The sequence below is a fragment of the Bradyrhizobium sp. NBAIM14 genome (assembly GCF_020193895.1).
Taxonomy (GTDB): domain Bacteria; phylum Pseudomonadota; class Alphaproteobacteria; order Rhizobiales; family Xanthobacteraceae; genus Bradyrhizobium; species Bradyrhizobium yuanmingense.
In genome coordinates this window covers 497,343-511,220 of the sequence record NZ_JADYVQ010000001.1, presented here as the reverse complement: position 1 = coordinate 511,220, position 13,878 = coordinate 497,343, and the positions used below count along the sequence as shown (strand labels likewise).

Annotated in this window: 16 protein-coding genes; 14 read left to right on the top strand and 2 right to left on the bottom strand. The window is 63.4% G+C overall.

Annotated features, from left to right (window positions below):
- The first annotated feature begins 21 nt into the window (after window positions 1-21).
- From I6F28_RS02300 to I6F28_RS02240, 13 genes are all read left to right on the top strand, one after another.
- Window positions 22-1,254 (top strand): flagellar hook protein FlgE, encoded by a 1,233-nt coding sequence (locus I6F28_RS02300; RefSeq protein ID WP_109144812.1) that lies wholly within the window; start codon window positions 22-24, stop codon window positions 1,252-1,254.
- A gap of 34 nt (window positions 1,255-1,288) precedes the next feature.
- A complete protein-coding gene (gene flgK, locus I6F28_RS02295) occupies window positions 1,289-2,764 on the top strand; it encodes a flagellar hook-associated protein FlgK (RefSeq protein ID WP_225139195.1) in 1,476 nt (491 codons plus the stop codon).
- A 3-nt stretch (window positions 2,765-2,767) separates the two neighbouring features.
- Complete coding sequence (locus I6F28_RS02290) at window positions 2,768-3,814, top strand: flagellar hook-associated family protein (RefSeq protein WP_057030132.1); 1,047 nt, start codon at window positions 2,768-2,770, stop codon at window positions 3,812-3,814.
- 68 nt (window positions 3,815-3,882) lie between these two features.
- Window positions 3,883-4,227 (top strand): flagellar biosynthesis regulator FlaF, encoded by a 345-nt coding sequence (gene flaF, locus I6F28_RS02285; protein WP_036007043.1) that lies wholly within the window; start codon window positions 3,883-3,885, stop codon window positions 4,225-4,227.
- Window positions 4,227-4,637 carry a flagellar biosynthesis repressor FlbT gene (gene flbT, locus I6F28_RS02280; RefSeq protein WP_225139194.1) on the top strand — a complete coding sequence of 137 codons (411 nt, stop codon included), beginning with the start codon at window positions 4,227-4,229 and terminating at the stop codon, window positions 4,635-4,637. Before flaF ends, flbT begins: the two co-directional genes overlap by 1 nt.
- Before the next feature lie 15 nt (window positions 4,638-4,652).
- Entirely contained in the window at window positions 4,653-5,072 is a 420-nt protein-coding gene (gene flgD / locus I6F28_RS02275; protein WP_157281883.1) for a flagellar hook assembly protein FlgD, read from the top strand.
- A complete protein-coding gene (gene fliQ, locus I6F28_RS02270; RefSeq protein ID WP_025034323.1) occupies window positions 5,069-5,335 on the top strand; it encodes a flagellar biosynthesis protein FliQ in 267 nt (88 codons plus the stop codon). The genes flgD and fliQ overlap by 4 nt, the downstream gene beginning before the upstream one ends.
- Before the next feature lie 75 nt (window positions 5,336-5,410).
- Complete coding sequence (gene flhA, locus I6F28_RS02265) at window positions 5,411-7,492, top strand: flagellar biosynthesis protein FlhA (protein ID WP_225139193.1); 2,082 nt, start codon at window positions 5,411-5,413, stop codon at window positions 7,490-7,492.
- Entirely contained in the window at window positions 7,489-8,241 is a 753-nt protein-coding gene (gene fliR, locus I6F28_RS02260) for a flagellar biosynthesis protein FliR (RefSeq protein WP_225139192.1), read from the top strand. Before flhA ends, fliR begins: the two co-directional genes overlap by 4 nt.
- Before the next feature lie 7 nt (window positions 8,242-8,248).
- Entirely contained in the window at window positions 8,249-8,668 is a 420-nt protein-coding gene (locus I6F28_RS02255; RefSeq protein ID WP_225139191.1) for a hypothetical protein, read from the top strand.
- A complete protein-coding gene (locus tag I6F28_RS02250; protein ID WP_225139190.1) occupies window positions 8,665-9,144 on the top strand; it encodes a rod-binding protein in 480 nt (159 codons plus the stop codon). Before I6F28_RS02255 ends, I6F28_RS02250 begins: the two co-directional genes overlap by 4 nt.
- A gap of 39 nt (window positions 9,145-9,183) precedes the next feature.
- A complete protein-coding gene (locus I6F28_RS02245; RefSeq protein WP_225134451.1) occupies window positions 9,184-9,696 on the top strand; it encodes a flagellar biosynthesis protein FlgN in 513 nt (170 codons plus the stop codon).
- Window positions 9,693-10,151: a hypothetical protein gene (locus I6F28_RS02240; protein WP_057030136.1), complete on the top strand. Its 459-nt coding sequence runs from the start codon at window positions 9,693-9,695 to the stop codon at window positions 10,149-10,151. The genes I6F28_RS02245 and I6F28_RS02240 overlap by 4 nt, the downstream gene beginning before the upstream one ends.
- A gap of 233 nt (window positions 10,152-10,384) precedes the next feature.
- Here I6F28_RS02240 and I6F28_RS02235 read toward each other — a convergent pair whose 3' ends face one another.
- Window positions 10,385-11,155 (bottom strand): response regulator transcription factor, encoded by a 771-nt coding sequence (locus I6F28_RS02235; RefSeq protein WP_192893304.1) that lies wholly within the window; start codon window positions 11,153-11,155, stop codon window positions 10,385-10,387.
- A gap of 818 nt (window positions 11,156-11,973) precedes the next feature.
- Here I6F28_RS02235 and I6F28_RS02230 point away from each other — a divergent pair.
- The gene (locus I6F28_RS02230; RefSeq protein ID WP_225139189.1) at window positions 11,974-12,930 is read left to right on the top strand and encodes a hypothetical protein; all 957 of its coding nucleotides are present in this window, start codon (window positions 11,974-11,976) and stop codon (window positions 12,928-12,930) included.
- Between the two features lie 12 nt (window positions 12,931-12,942).
- On the opposite strand, the gene I6F28_RS02225 is transcribed toward I6F28_RS02230, so the two are convergent.
- Window positions 12,943-13,521 carry a MarR family winged helix-turn-helix transcriptional regulator gene (locus I6F28_RS02225; protein ID WP_225139188.1) on the bottom strand — a complete coding sequence of 193 codons (579 nt, stop codon included), beginning with the start codon at window positions 13,519-13,521 and terminating at the stop codon, window positions 12,943-12,945.
- Window positions 13,522-13,878: the final 357 nt, after the last annotated feature.

Sequence of the window (13,878 nt, the reverse complement as noted above, 5' to 3'; positions counted from 1 at the left end):
CCTACCAAAGGAGCCCAATTCATGAGCCTGTATGGTGTTATGCGCACCGGCGTTTCCGGGATGAACGCGCAGTCCAACAAGCTGTCGACGGTCTCGGACAACATCGCCAACGTCAACACGACGGGCTACAAGCGGGCTTCCACGGAATTCTCCTCGCTGATCCTGAAGAGCGGCTCCGGCAATTACGATTCCGGCGCGGTCGAAACCAAGGTCCGCTATGCCATCAGCGACGGCGGCAATACGCAGTATACCACGTCGACCACGGACCTCCGCGTCCAGGGCAATGGCTTCTTCGTGGTGTCGAACGCCAACAACACGCAGCAATATCTGACGCGGGCCGGCTCGTTCGTGCCCGACAGCCAGGGCAATCTGGTCAACGCGGCCGGCTTCTATCTTCTCGGCCAGCCGGGCAACGTGAGCAATTTCTCGCAGAACAGCCTGTCCGGCATGCAGATCGTCAACATCGCCCAGGTCTCGCAGGTGCCGGTGCCGTCAACGGCGGGAACGCTCACGACCGGCAATTTGGATCCGAAAGCGGCTGTCATTGCTGGTCCGCCCGGCCCGGCGTCATATTCATCGAAGAGCTCGATCGTGGCCTACAACAATATCGGCCAGGCCGTTACGCTCGACGTCTATATGTCCCACACGGCGACGGCTGCCGGCTCGGATACCTGGCAGATCGGGGTCTACGACTCCGCGACGGGCACCTCGCTCGGCGCCGCCACCACTTTCACCTTCGACACCACGGCGGCCGGCAGGGGCGCGCTCGCCGCGGCGAGCCCGACCGGTCTCGCCTTCACCGTTCCCGGAGGTGCGGCGATGACCTTTGACCTGTCGAACTTGACCCAGGTCGGCACCGACTTCAGCTTCAAGGCCACTGTCAATGGCAGCGTTCCCTCGGCGATCGACAAGGTCGATATCGACGATGCCGGCCATGTGACGGCGATCCTCAAGAACGGGCAGCAGCTGACGCTCTACACCATCATGCTCGCCGACGTCGCGAGCCCCGACAATCTGACGCCCGAGCCCGGCAACGTCTATTCGACCAACATGAATTCCGGCAACGCGCAGGTCGGAAATGCCGGCACGGGTGGGCTCGGCACGATCCAGTCCAGTGCCCTGGAGGACTCCAACGTCGACCTTGCGGACGAACTCACCGGCATGATCGAGGCCCAGCGCGGCTTCACGGCGAACTCGAAATCGTTCCAGACCGGCTCGGATCTGCTGGATGTCGTCGTCAACTTGAAGCGCTGAATTCCTCGGCGCTCGTTTCGGGCAAGAGCACGCCATGTCGCTTACCGCCGCTCTCAACTCGGCTCGCTCCTCGCTCATGGCGTCGAGCGTTCAGTCGTCGGTCATCTCGCGCAACATCGCCGGTGCCAGCGCCACCGGCTATTCGCGCAAGCTCACCGTGCTGGACAATCTGCCCGGCGCCGGCGTCTATGTCGCGGCGATCCAGCGCGCCGCCAGCTCGGGCCTCTACAACAACGTCCTGATCGCGACCTCGTCGTCCGCCAAGCAGACCGCGATCTATGACGGCCTGCAGAAGATCGCCACCGCGACGGTGGACGATCCGGAGCTCGACCAGTCGCCGACGGCGCAGCTCAACGCGCTGAAGCAGGCGTTGCAGAAATATGCCAACGCCCCTGACAACGCCACCCTGGCGCAGGCGGCCGTCGCGTCCGCCAGGGACATGGCGACCGCGCTCAACCAGGCGACCCGGACCGTGCAGTCGGTCCGCGAAAGCGCCGATGCCGACATGAAGACGTCGGTTCAGAATATCAACCAGTTGCTCTCCCGGTTCGAGACCGTGAACACTGCGATCGTGAAAGGCACGATCTCCGGCGACGACATCACCGACTATCTCGATCAGCGCGACAGCATCGTCTCGCAGCTGTCGCAGGAGGTCGGCGTCAACATGTCGATCCGCCCCAACGGCGACGCGGCGCTCTACGCCGACAGCGGCGTGGTGCTGTTCGACAAGACGGCGCGGACGGTGAGCTTTGCGCCGACGAATGCCTACACCGCCGGCACCACGGGCAACGCCGTCTACATCGACGGGGTCCCGGTGACCGGCGCCAATTCGGTGATGCCGCTGAAGTCGGGCAAGCTCGCAGGCCTCGCCCAGCTGCGCGACCAGGACACCGTCACCTATCAGGGCCAGCTCGACGAAATCGCGCGCGGCCTGATCAATAAGTTCAGGGAAAGCGATCAGACCGCCGCGGCGCTGCCCGACGTTCCCGGTCTCTTCACCTATCCGGGCGCGCCGGCGATGCCGGCGAGCGCGACCGTCTCGGTGGGCCTCGCCGGCACGATCTCGGTCGCGGCCTCGGTCGATCCGAGCCTGGGCGGCAACCCGAATTTGCTACGCGACGGCGCGATCAGCGGCAACCCCGCCTACCAATACAACACCGCCGGCAACGGCGGCTATTCGGCCCGACTGCAGCAGCTCATCGGCGGCATGGATGCCGCGCAGCCGTTCGATGCAACGACGCAAGGCAAGCCGAGCGGCAGCCTGATCGACTTCGCATCATCATCGGCGAGCTGGATCGAAAACCAGCGCAAGACCGCCGACGCCAACTCCGAGTACCAGAGCACATTGCTCAACCGCAGCATCACGGCGTTGTCAAACGTCAACGGCGTCAACATGGACGACGAAATGGCCTTGATGCTCCAGGTCGAGCGAACCTATTCGGCCTCGTCGAAGATCATCTCGACCGTCGATGAAATGCTGCAGAGCCTGCTGGCCGCCGTGGGGAACTGAGCCATGATGAGCGCGAATTACGTTTCCACCCTGATGCTGTCCTCGTCGTTGAGGTATTCGATCACGAACAACCAGGCGGCGCTGAGCAAGGCCTCGACCGAAGCGACCACCGGCCGCTTCTACGACGTTGGTCTGGAACTCGGTGCGACGACGGGAAGCGACCTCACGCTGCGGGCGGACTGGAGCTTTGCCGACCAGCTCGTCGACACCAACGGTCTCGTCTCGGGACGCCTGGACGTGACGCAGAACAGGATCACCCAGCTCAACAAGACCGCGACCGACTTCCTCAAGGATCTGATCGCGGCCCGCAGCACCGACGGCGGCGGGCGCGTCATCCTGCCGCCTGCATCCTCCAATCTCCAGGACCTGATCGGCGCGTTGAATGTCTCCTATAACGGCTCGTCGCTGTTCTCGGGCATCAACACGCAGAACGCGCCCATCACGCCGTACGCCGCGGGCTCGGCCAGCAAGAACCAGGTCGATGCCGATTTTCTCGCGGCCTTCGGCTTCCCGCAATCCTCGCCCGCCGTGGCCACCATTACGCCGGCCCAGATGCAGACCTTCCTGGACACCACCTTCGATGCCGGGTTCGCGAGCCCGGCCTGGAACACCAACTGGTCCTCGGCGACGGACCAGACCATGCAAAGCCGAATCTCCACCACCGAGATCGCGGACACGTCAGTGAGCGCCAACGAGATCGGCTTCCGCAGGCTCGCCGAGGCCTACACCATGATGGCCGATCTCGGGAACGTGAAGCTGAGCCAGGAGACGTTCCAGGTCGTCGTGGACAAGGCCATCGGGCTGGTCGGCAACGCCATCAACGATCTCGCTGCGCTCGGCGGCAGCGTCGGCACGGTCCAGCAGCGGGTCACCACCGCAACCGCCAAGCTCAAGACGCAGCAGGACATTCTGAACAATCAGATCGTCGGAATGGAAGCGGTCGACCCGACCGAAGCCTCGGTCCGCGTCAATACGCTGCAGACACAGATCCAGACCGCGCTGGCGCTCACCTCGCAGCTCCAGAAGATCAGCCTCATCAATTATCTCTGAGCCAAGGCTGCGCTGTCAGGCTCGTAACCTTTGTCCAGTTGTTCGGTTTTCTGCGAAGAGTGGTCCTGATGACGTTTGAAGCCTATGAAGCGGTCGTTGACGACAGTGGCTATGAGGCGCGCAGCCGTGAGCGGCAGGCACTCAGCCTTGGCATCGACCGGCTCGAGCGGATCCAGAAGGGACGTTTCAGCCCCGAGGATCAGGTCGAGAGCCTGCTCTATGTGCGGCGGCTGTGGACGATCTTCATCGAGGATCTCGCGCACCCGGACAACGGCCTGCCGGACAAGCTGCGTGCCGACATCATCTCGATCGGCCTGTGGGTGGTCAAGGAAGCCGATCGTCTCCGCGAGCAGCGGTCCAGCGACGTGGTGCAGCTCATCGAAATCAACCGCCTGATCCGAGACGCGCTTTAATGAAGATCTCCTTGCGCGCGGGCGAACGGATCTACATCAACGGCGCGGTGCTCCGCGTCGACCGCAAGGTCTCCGTCGAGCTCGTCAACGACGTGATGTTCCTGCTCGAAGGGCAGGTCATGCAGGCGTCCGACGCCACCACGGCCCTGCGGCAGCTCTATTTCATCGTCCAGCTCATGCTGATGAACCCGACCGACGTTCGCGACGCTGCGGCGCTCTACGCCCAGCATCACGCGGCCCTGTGTGCCGTTTGCGAGAACCGCGAGATGCTCGATGGGCTCGGCGCGATCCACGAACTGGTCGGGGCGACCCGCTATTTCGAGGCGCTCAAGCGGATTCGCGCCTTGTTTCCGGTGGAGCAGGCCATCCTGGCCGGCGCCGCCGCCGTTTCCCCAGTCGAAGCTGCCTGACAGCGGAGAGACAAGATGAACGTCAACAGCGCGACCGACAGCACCAGCAGATCCAGTTCGACCGACACCAACTCGACGACGTCGAGCAACAGCGTGGACTACAACACGTTTCTCCAGCTCCTCATCGCCCAGATGAAGAACCAGGATCCGACCAATCCCATGGACACCGCGCAGTATATGAGCCAGTTCGCCCAGCTCTCGACGGTCGAGCAGGCGATGCAGACGAATGCGAAGCTGGACGCGCTGCTGTCCTCGCAGTCCTTGTCGCAGGCCAACGGGCTGATCGGGAAGACGGTCAGCTTCACCGACTCGACCGGCGCGACCTTCAGCGGCAAGGTCGTCTCGGTCTCCATCAACAGCGACGGCTCGATCGCGACGCTTCAGGACGGCACCAAGGTCGCGGTCGGACCGGGCCTCACGATCAGCCAGTCATGAACGAGCGGGACGCCCTCGATATCGTCCAGGCGGCGATCTGGACCATCATCGTCGCCTCCGGGCCTGCGGTCGGCGCAGCCATGCTGGTCGGCACCGTCATCGCGCTGATCCAGGCGCTGACCCAGATCCAGGAGGTGACGCTGACCTTTGTTCCGAAGATCATCGTCATTCTCCTGGTTGTTGCCGTCTCCGGCTCCTTCATCGGCGCGCATCTGTCGACCTTCACTGAGATGGTCTATTCCAGGATCGAGCGCGGCTTCTGATCCGGACGGCCCCGGCACCATCCCCGCGTAAGCTTTGCGCGGCAGATTGCGACCGGACCCCTCTGCCGGTGACCCATGGCCGATACGTTAGCTGCTAGCCCGCCCAATCCGCGCCGCCTCGGAACGGATGCCTTCTTTGCCGCCGGCATCGTGACCATGCTCACGATCCTGTTCCTGCCGATTCCTCCGATCCTGATCGACCTCGGCCTCGCGTTCTCGATCGCGCTTTCGGCCCTGATCCTGATGGTGGCGCTGTGGATTCAGCGCCCGCTCGACTTCTCTGCTTTCCCGACCGTTCTGCTGATCGCGACGATCCTGCGCCTGGCGCTGAACATCGCGACGACGCGCCTGATCCTGTCACGGGGCGGGGAGGGCGAACATGCGGCGGGCCATGTCGTTGCAGGCTTCTCGAAGTTCGTCATGGGCGGCGACTTCGTGATCGGTCTCATCATCTTCGCGATCCTGGTGACGGTGAATTTCGTCGTGATCACCAAGGGCGCGACGCGTATCGCCGAAGTCGGCGCCCGTTTCACCCTGGACGCCATCCCGGGCAAGCAGATGGCGATCGATGCGGACCTGTCCGCCGGCTTGATCGACGACAAGGAAGCGCAGCGACGGCGCCGCGAGCTCGAAGAGGAGAGCGCGTTCTTCGGCGCCATGGACGGCGCCTCGAAATTCGTCCGTGGCGACGCCATCGCCGGTCTCATCATCACCGCGATCAACATCTTCGGCGGCATCGTCATCGGCGTCACCCATCACGGATTGACTCTGTCCCGCGCGGCCGACGTCTACACCAAGCTCTCCGTCGGCGATGGTCTGGTGTCGCAGATGCCGGCGCTGATCGTGTCGCTGTCGGCGGGCCTCCTGGTCTCCAAGGGCGGCACCACGGGCTCGGCGGAGCAGGCGGTGCTGCGGCAGCTCGGCGGCTATCCGCGCGCGGTGTCGGCCGCCGCGCTGATGATGTTCGTGCTCGCTTTGATGCCGGGACTGCCGATGGCGCCGTTTGTGCTGCTTGGGGGTGTCATGGCCTTCGTCGGCTATTCGTTGCCGAAGCGGCAGGCTGCGCTGAAGCAGAAGGAGGAGGCCCGCAAGGCCGACGAGCGCGCGCAGGCTGAGGCCAAGGAGTCCGTCAAGGAGCAGCTCAAGACCGCCGAGATCGAGCTGGCGCTCGGCGGCCACCTTTCAATCCATCTGTTGGGCTCGCGCACCGAGCTTGCCCACCGCGTGGCCAAGATCCGCAAGAAATTCGCCAAGCAGTACGGCTTCGTCATTCCCGAGATCAAGCTCACGGACAATCTGTCGATCGATCCTAAGAGCTACCAGATAAGGATTCACGACACGCGCGTTGCCCATGGCGAGCTCAGGCTCGGCGAGGTGCTGGTGCTGGTCGACAAGGACGGCAAGCCCGACGTGCCGGGCGACGAGGTGATCGAGCCTGCGTTCGGCATGAAGGCGCTGTGGGTGACGGAAGCCTTCACCGACGAAGTCAAGCGGCAGGGCTGCAAGCCGGTCGACAATCTGTCGGTGCTGCTCACGCATTTGAGCGAAGTGATCAGGGCGAACCTTGCCCAGCTGCTGTCCTACAAGGACATGCGTGCCCTGCTCGACCGGCTCGATCCCGAATACAAGCGCCTGGTCGAGGATCTCTGCCCGTCGCAGATCTCCTATTCGGGCCTGCTGGCGATCCTGAAGATCCTGCTTGCCGAGCGAGTCTCCATTCGCAATCTTCACCTGATCCTCGAGGCGATCGCCGAGATCGCGCCCCATGTGCGGCGCTCCGAGCAGGTGGCGGAGCACGTTCGGACCCGGCTCGCCCAGCAGATCTGCGGCGATCTCTCCGACAATGGCGTGCTCAACGTGGTTCGTCTCGGTAACCGCTGGGACCTCGCTTTCCACCAGAGCCTGAAGCGCGATGCCAAGGGGGACGTCATCGAGTTCGACGCAGACCCGCGCCTGATCGAGCAGTTCGCGACCGAAGCCAGCGCCGCGATCCGGAAATTCACCGAGAGCGGCACCAGCGTGGTGCTGGCAGTGACGCCGGAAGCGCGCCCCTATGTCCGGATGATCCTGGAGCGGGTGTTCCCGACTTTGCCGATCCTGTCGCATGTCGAAGTCGCGCGCAGCGCCGAGATCAGGGCGCTCGGAGCCATATCGTGATCTCAGGGCTCGCCGACAGCGTGCTGGTGACGTTCATCGTGTTTTGCCGCATCGGCGCCTGCCTGATGCTGGTGCCCGGCTATTCCAGCGTCAACGTTCCGTCCCAGGTGCGCCTGTTCGTCGCACTGGTCACGACGTTTGCACTGACGCCGATCCTGATTGCCGTCCTGAAGCCGCTCACGGACAACGCGGCTCCCCTGACGCTCGCGCTCCTGATCTGCTCCGAGCTCGTGGTCGGCAGCGTCATCGGGCTCGGCGGGCGCGTGTTCTTCCTCGCCCTCCAGACCATGGCGACCATGATGGCGAGCGCGATCGGGCTGAGCAACATCCCGGGCACACCGATCGCCGACACCGATCCGGCGCCGGCCCTGGTGCCGCTGATCATGGCGGCCGTCACCACGCTGTTCTTCATGACCGACCAGCACTGGCAGGTGCTGCGGGGGCTGATGAACTCCTACGACGTCTGGAAGCCCGGCAGCAGGCTGGGCGGCAGCGTCGCGCTCGAGCTGCTCGTCGGCCGCCTTTCGGAAGCGTTCGTGCTGACGCTGCGGATCTCGAGCCCTTTCATCGTCTATTCGGTCATCGTCAACCTGGCGGTCGGCCTGATCAACAAGCTGACGCCGGCCATTCCGGTCTATTTCATCTCGGTGCCCTTCGTGCTGTTCGGCGGCTTCCTGCTGCTCTACCTCACCAGCGACGAGCTGCTGACGCAGTTCATGCTGGGCGTGTCGTCGTGGCTGGCGGAGTGACCGGGTCATGACATCGCGCGCGGACAAGCTCGGCCGGATGGTCTCGCTGGTGAAGCTGCAGCTCCGGCTCTCCGAATGGCAGCTCGCGCAATTGCGGCAGCAGGAGCGCAGCCTGCAGGACGAGCAGGAATGGCTGGTCGGAGCCTTGAACGATGGAAAGCCGCCGGCGGGATCGTCGAACGAATCGATCGCGCGGCGTCTCAACAGGGCGAGCGTCGGCGCCCGTGAGGTGCAGGCGCAGGCCGTGCAGCAGCTCGATCAGGTTCGCCGGGAGACCCGCCGCGTGAAACAGCTCGAGGAGGTCGCCAAGGCCGCACTCGCAGCAAAGCTCCGCGATGCCGAGAAGCGCTCGCTCGAGGACATGACGGGAACGAGCCTTACCGTGCACGCCTGGACGCCACAGCCAGCCAACCGGAACAAGACATGATCGTGACAGCGACGCCCGACCTCGTCCTCGACGTCCTCGAAGCCGCGGACCCCGCGACGCAGCGCGCCGCGACCGCGAAGCTCGACGCGCTGAAATCGTCGGACGCCGATTTCGCCGCCACGATGGAGGCGGAAGTCGGCAAGGCCAAAGCGGCGACCGCCGATCAAGCCGCGGCGAAAGTCGCGGAAGCGCAGTCGGGTGCCGTGAATGGCGCGCCGGTGCAGGTGATCAAGGCGCCGGCATCCGGCGAGATTTACCGGAAGTTCGAGGCCTTCATCCTCCAGACCTTCGTCGAGACGATGTTGCCGAAGGAGTCGGAGGAGGTCTTTGGCAAGGGCACGGCTGGCGGCGTCTGGAAGTCGATGCTTGCAGAGCAGCTCGGCAACCAGCTGGCAAAGGGCAACGGTGTCGGCATAGCCCGGCAGCTCGCCGCCGCGCATCCGGCTGGAGCGGACGCTGCGAAGGTCAAATCATGATCCGCGAACGGGTGATAGAAGTTGAGAGGTGAATTTCCAATGCAGGCACAAGAAGGCGCGGTGGCCGTGGCGATGGACCAGGCGGTCGCGGACACCGAGATGATGACGACGGAAGCCGCAGCGAGCGATGCGCTGCTGCCCGTGTTGCTGCCGATCGGGGGTGGCGAGGCAAGGGTCGACGCCGCGGACACGGTGAGATCGGACGAGATGCGTGGCCTGCTGGCCGCAATCCGCCGGCTCGCGACTATCGTCGAGGAGGAGACGACTGCGCTCGCGACCGGCCAGAAGATCGATTTCGACGATTTCAGCGCGCGGAAGAGCCGGAGCATGCTCGAGTTCGTCCGCCTGATGCGGGCGCGGATGCACCTCGGCGGCGAGGTCGAGATCACCGAGGAGATTCAGCGGCTGCGCGAGAAGCTCGAGCGGAATCGTTCCATTCTGGAAATGCACTACGACGCGGTCCGCGAAGTCGCGAGCATCATCGTCAAGGCGGTCAAGGACGCCGAGTCCGACGGCACCTATACCGGTCGCACGGCGCAGGACGGAAAATGATCAGGCTGGTGCTGGCCGGGCTCTGGGTATGCATCCTCACGGCGGGCACGAGCTATGCCGTTGCCTATTGGAAGGAGAAGGGCAACCTGCTGCCGGCGAAGGACGAATATCTCGAAGGGCTGCAATATCACAAGACGCGGGCGCTGAGCGTGCCGATGGTCGAGAACGGCAATGTCCAGGGCTACATCGTCGCCCGCTTCGTCTACACCATGGAAGCGCGGACCATGCACCAGCTGAACGTCCCGCCGGAGCCGTTCGTCGTCGACGAGGCCTTCCGCAGGATCTACGCCGACGATCGTCTCGACTTCAGGAAGCTCGCCCGTTACGACCTCGCCATCCTGACGACGGCCATCAAGCAGCGCGTCAACGAACGGATGCAGGGTGACATCGTCCAGGACGTCCTGGTCGAGGACTTCAACTACGTCTCCAAGGAAGAATTCCAGCAGAAGCCATAGCTCTTTTCTGCGGCCATCCTTCGAGAGGCCGCTACGCGGCTCCTCAGGATGAGGACGGAATGCGCGGCGCCAGTCTCAGCGCGCACCGCGGCCGATTAGCCTCATCCTGAGGAGGCGCGTCAGCGCCGTCTCGAAGGACGAGGCGTGCGCTCAGCTCGCCGCCAAAAGTGTAACGGCCTCCGCGAAGCTGCTTCGCAGAGGCCGTTGCCGGTTCGTGGCGCTGTCCTGCCGTGTCAGTTTCCGGCCGGGTATGCCGCGGGGGCGGCCTGCGCCCGGTTCAAGAGGATGCCGACGTCCTCGAGCTCCTGCACCGGCTCGTCGAGAGTTTCGCCCGCCGGGATGTTGAGGCGGTAGCCGACGTAACGCCTTGCCACGATCGCGTCGAAGCCGAGGCGGTCGCGGAGCTTCTTGCGCAGCTTGCTGACGTGGCTCTCGATCACGCTCTCGTCGAAGGTGGACTCGAAGATGCCGTAGACCGCATTGAAGATCTGCGTCTTGGTGATCCACTTGCCGTGGTTGGCCACCATATATTCGAGAATGCGCAGTTCGCGGCGGGGCAGGGTGAGGGCGTGGCCCGCGATTTCGGGATCACGGCCGTTGAAGAAGACCTGGATCCTGCTCTCGCAGGGCCTCGGCAGCTCGCCCACCCGGCGGCGCGCGATCGCGGCCGTTCGTGCCAGGATCTCGCGCAGGTGGATCGGCACGTGTACGACGTCGTCCACGCCCGATTCGAACAGCTCCAGCGTGTTCTTGAGCATCTTCTGGCCGCTCATGGCGATGATGGGAGCCGAGGAGCGCTTGCGCATCGCACGCGGCAGGCTTCCGCGGGCATCGCAATCGCCGAGGAGAAAAGCGTCCACCGCCGCCAGATCGGACTCGCTCGCAGATTGCAGCCAGTCCCAGAATTCTCCGGAGGAGAACCCGATCGACGATACGCCTTCGCGAACGAGCCCTCCGACATAGCTGTTCGCGACGCTCTCACGATCATCAACGATAATATACATCAGTCTTTCGCCCCTGTTTCGCACTTGTTGCGGCCGGTTGGTTGTTGTGATGCTCCGGCTCGGCAACGATGCTGTTTGACGACATTCCATCCCGCGAACCGTTGTTGTGGTTTCGATATTCGCGGGCAGCCCTACGCGTTCAGTGCCTGCGTCTCGCAGGCCTGTTACTTCAACTCGATACTGAAACGCTTACTGCGTGAGGCTCGGCGGGTGTCTTACTGATCACCTCGCGGAGCAGATTGAGAAACGACCTAGAACAGTTGCGCCAAGTTGCTCATCGCGTCCGAACACTGCTGAACCATGTCGATCTCCTCGCCAACTGGCGAGAATCACTTGAGTAGAACCGTAGCGATTGCCGATTCCCGATCAAGCGTGCGAAAGAAAGCGATTGCTACACGCACTTGATGCTGTTGATTTGTTTCGGGTTGTTTCTTGATGCATCCAAACGTATCAGTTGATTTTGATGCTGAACTAGTTTTGCATTGTGATGGTTGTATAGTTCCGCATCCCCGTACAATTACAGCTATTTCGGTGGTGCTCCGAGGCACGCACATTGATGGGTTTTCAACCCCGGATTGACTCTGGAACTCGCTTTTCCGCATGCGGAAGTTCGACTCACGTCTGCGCCGCGCCTCCAGCTTGATGAAATCTTGGCGAGTGTGTGTCTTTCGAGTCGCACTATCGCCACGTGTATGGCGCAATCGACTCATGCGACGTCGCATCACGCGCGATGAACGGCTTTCGACCCGCACGTTTCAGGCAAGCTTCGACAGATAACGTCGTCGCTCGACAGACCGAACCGAACGGAGCATTTTCATATGTTGTCCGATGGACAAGCTCGTCCCAACGCGACCGCGGACGCTTCCGCGGCGGCGAAGCCAGCGCCAGAGGCGAGCGATGCAATGGACAACGCGGCGCGGACGACCAAGCCTGCCGCGAGTGCAAAGCGCGTATCGGCGACGGCGAGCGACGAGGCTCTCGCAAAGGAGGCACTCGACGGCTTGAAGCGGATTCGTGCCAAGGCCCGCCTCGACAAGATGGCGATCCCGAAGCCGGCGCCGGTCGTGATCAAGCCGGCCGTGATTGTGGCGAAGCCGCCGCCACCCCGTCCGACCTGGGTCGCGCCGCTCGCAACTCTGGCGGTCGCTGCCATGCTGGTGGTCTGTGCCTGCACCGGCGTGATCGCCTATCTCACCACCCAGCCCGCGCCAAACAACGTTGCGGCCAATGCAGAGATCAGGATTCTGCGCGAGACCGTCGCGCAACTGCGCAAGCAAGTGTCGGGCGTGTCTGAAAACCTCGATGGCTTGCGGACCGCGGTCGATCAATCCAGCAAGGTCACGAACGATCGCTTCGGCCGGTTTGCCGAGAATCTCGACCGGATCGAGCGGGTGAGCTCGTCCTCTACGGTGAAGCTCGACAAGCTCGCTCAGGTGCAAGCCCAAGCCCAAGCTCCCGCGCCGGCGACGGTGCAGACGCAGCCGGTGTCAGCGCAAGGGCCGATGATGGCCGCGGTCGCCGCGCCCGAATTCACGGGATCGGTGCCTGCACCCGAGCGTGCATTGGCGCCGCGCAAGGCGATCAAGGGCTGGTCGGTCCGCCAGGCCTATGAGGGAATTGCGATCCTGCAGGGCCCGAACGGTGTCATCGAAGCCGTGCTGGGACAACAGGTGCCCGGTCTTGGCCGCATCGAAGAGATCAGGAACGAGAACGGGCGCCTGGTGGTGGAATCAAGCGGCGGCGTCATCTATTCGTCGCGCAAGGCAACGCCCTGAACGAGCCGCCTTTTATTGGCGGTGATGCTCGAAGCTGGTGCACAGCAGATCGACCTCCGCTTCGGCGATCGGTGCGCGAAACAGGCGGCAGCTGAACTCGGCCGTCGTCTTGCTGTCAGTATTGGCGCGATCCTCCCGCAGGAAGATGCACCGCTTGCAGACGTCGGTGTGGTGCCGCTGCTCGGCGGCATCGGAGTGGTCCAGCACGTGCCGGAACGTGTCGCGGAAGCGGATCTTGACCTCGTTGTCCAGAACGCCAATCGCTTCGATGAGGACGTTGACGGGATCGCGCACCAGGAACTTCTTGCCCTGCTGGGTCACGCTCAACGTCACCGAACGCTTGTCCGTGGCCGAGCGCTTCCGCTCGAGATAACCGAGCCGCTCGAGCTCGCCGATGATGAACGAGGCGGTGCCGCGCGTGGTGCCGACGTAGCTCGCCAGCGCCGAGGGGGTTCGGGAAAATCGGTTGGCGCGGGAGAGGAAGCGCAGCGCCATCCATTCGCGGTCGCGCAAACCGTGCTTGGTGCCTTCGAACCACAGGATGCGTGCGGCCTGCTCCAACAGTTCAATCGATTCACGAGCCAAATTCATTTCAGTTCCAGGTCGCATAAACGTTTATTCAATTGGGCCTCGGGTAGCGCAATCGGGGCGGACGAGAATGAGACCCGCTCGCGCTCCGCCGTCCGTTGCGGGCGAGCATCGCGCGTCGCGGGAAGAAGCCTCTGCGTTTCCGAAGATGGAACTTCCGGCCGTGGAACTAGGGTGTCACAAAGAAAGACCGGGTAAATCGCGCGGCCAAGATCCTCCGAAAATTTCAATCAAATGACGGCGGTTCGCACGTGATTTGGTGATGATGAGCGATGCGTAAGCAACATGATGTGTCACCATCGTCGCTGCGATTGCTATTTGTTGCGGCAGAGCCTGTCGGGTCTGCGCTCAGGCGCATTC

What these genes read in the sequence shown, in the direction of transcription:
- I6F28_RS02300 (WP_109144812.1), top strand. Translation starts at nt 22, where the DNA reads ATGAGCCTGTATGGTGTTATGCGCACCGGCGTTTCCGGGATGAACGCG.
- flgK (WP_225139195.1), top strand. Translation starts at nt 1,289, where the DNA reads ATGTCGCTTACCGCCGCTCTCAACTCGGCTCGCTCCTCGCTCATGGCG.
- I6F28_RS02290 (WP_057030132.1), top strand. Translation starts at nt 2,768, where the DNA reads ATGATGAGCGCGAATTACGTTTCCACCCTGATGCTGTCCTCGTCGTTG.
- flaF (WP_036007043.1), top strand. Translation starts at nt 3,883, where the DNA reads ATGACGTTTGAAGCCTATGAAGCGGTCGTTGACGACAGTGGCTATGAG.
- flbT (WP_225139194.1), top strand. Translation starts at nt 4,227, where the DNA reads ATGAAGATCTCCTTGCGCGCGGGCGAACGGATCTACATCAACGGCGCG.
- flgD (WP_157281883.1), top strand. Translation starts at nt 4,653, where the DNA reads ATGAACGTCAACAGCGCGACCGACAGCACCAGCAGATCCAGTTCGACC.
- fliQ (WP_025034323.1), top strand. Translation starts at nt 5,069, where the DNA reads ATGAACGAGCGGGACGCCCTCGATATCGTCCAGGCGGCGATCTGGACC.
- flhA (WP_225139193.1), top strand. Translation starts at nt 5,411, where the DNA reads ATGGCCGATACGTTAGCTGCTAGCCCGCCCAATCCGCGCCGCCTCGGA.
- I6F28_RS02255 (WP_225139191.1), top strand. Translation starts at nt 8,249, where the DNA reads ATGACATCGCGCGCGGACAAGCTCGGCCGGATGGTCTCGCTGGTGAAG.
- I6F28_RS02250 (WP_225139190.1), top strand. Translation starts at nt 8,665, where the DNA reads ATGATCGTGACAGCGACGCCCGACCTCGTCCTCGACGTCCTCGAAGCC.
- I6F28_RS02245 (WP_225134451.1), top strand. Translation starts at nt 9,184, where the DNA reads ATGCAGGCACAAGAAGGCGCGGTGGCCGTGGCGATGGACCAGGCGGTC.
- I6F28_RS02240 (WP_057030136.1), top strand. Translation starts at nt 9,693, where the DNA reads ATGATCAGGCTGGTGCTGGCCGGGCTCTGGGTATGCATCCTCACGGCG.
- I6F28_RS02235 (WP_192893304.1), bottom strand. Translation starts at nt 11,155, where the DNA reads ATGTATATTATCGTTGATGATCGTGAGAGCGTCGCGAACAGCTATGTC.
- I6F28_RS02230 (WP_225139189.1), top strand. Translation starts at nt 11,974, where the DNA reads ATGTTGTCCGATGGACAAGCTCGTCCCAACGCGACCGCGGACGCTTCC.
- I6F28_RS02225 (WP_225139188.1), bottom strand. Translation starts at nt 13,521, where the DNA reads ATGAATTTGGCTCGTGAATCGATTGAACTGTTGGAGCAGGCCGCACGC.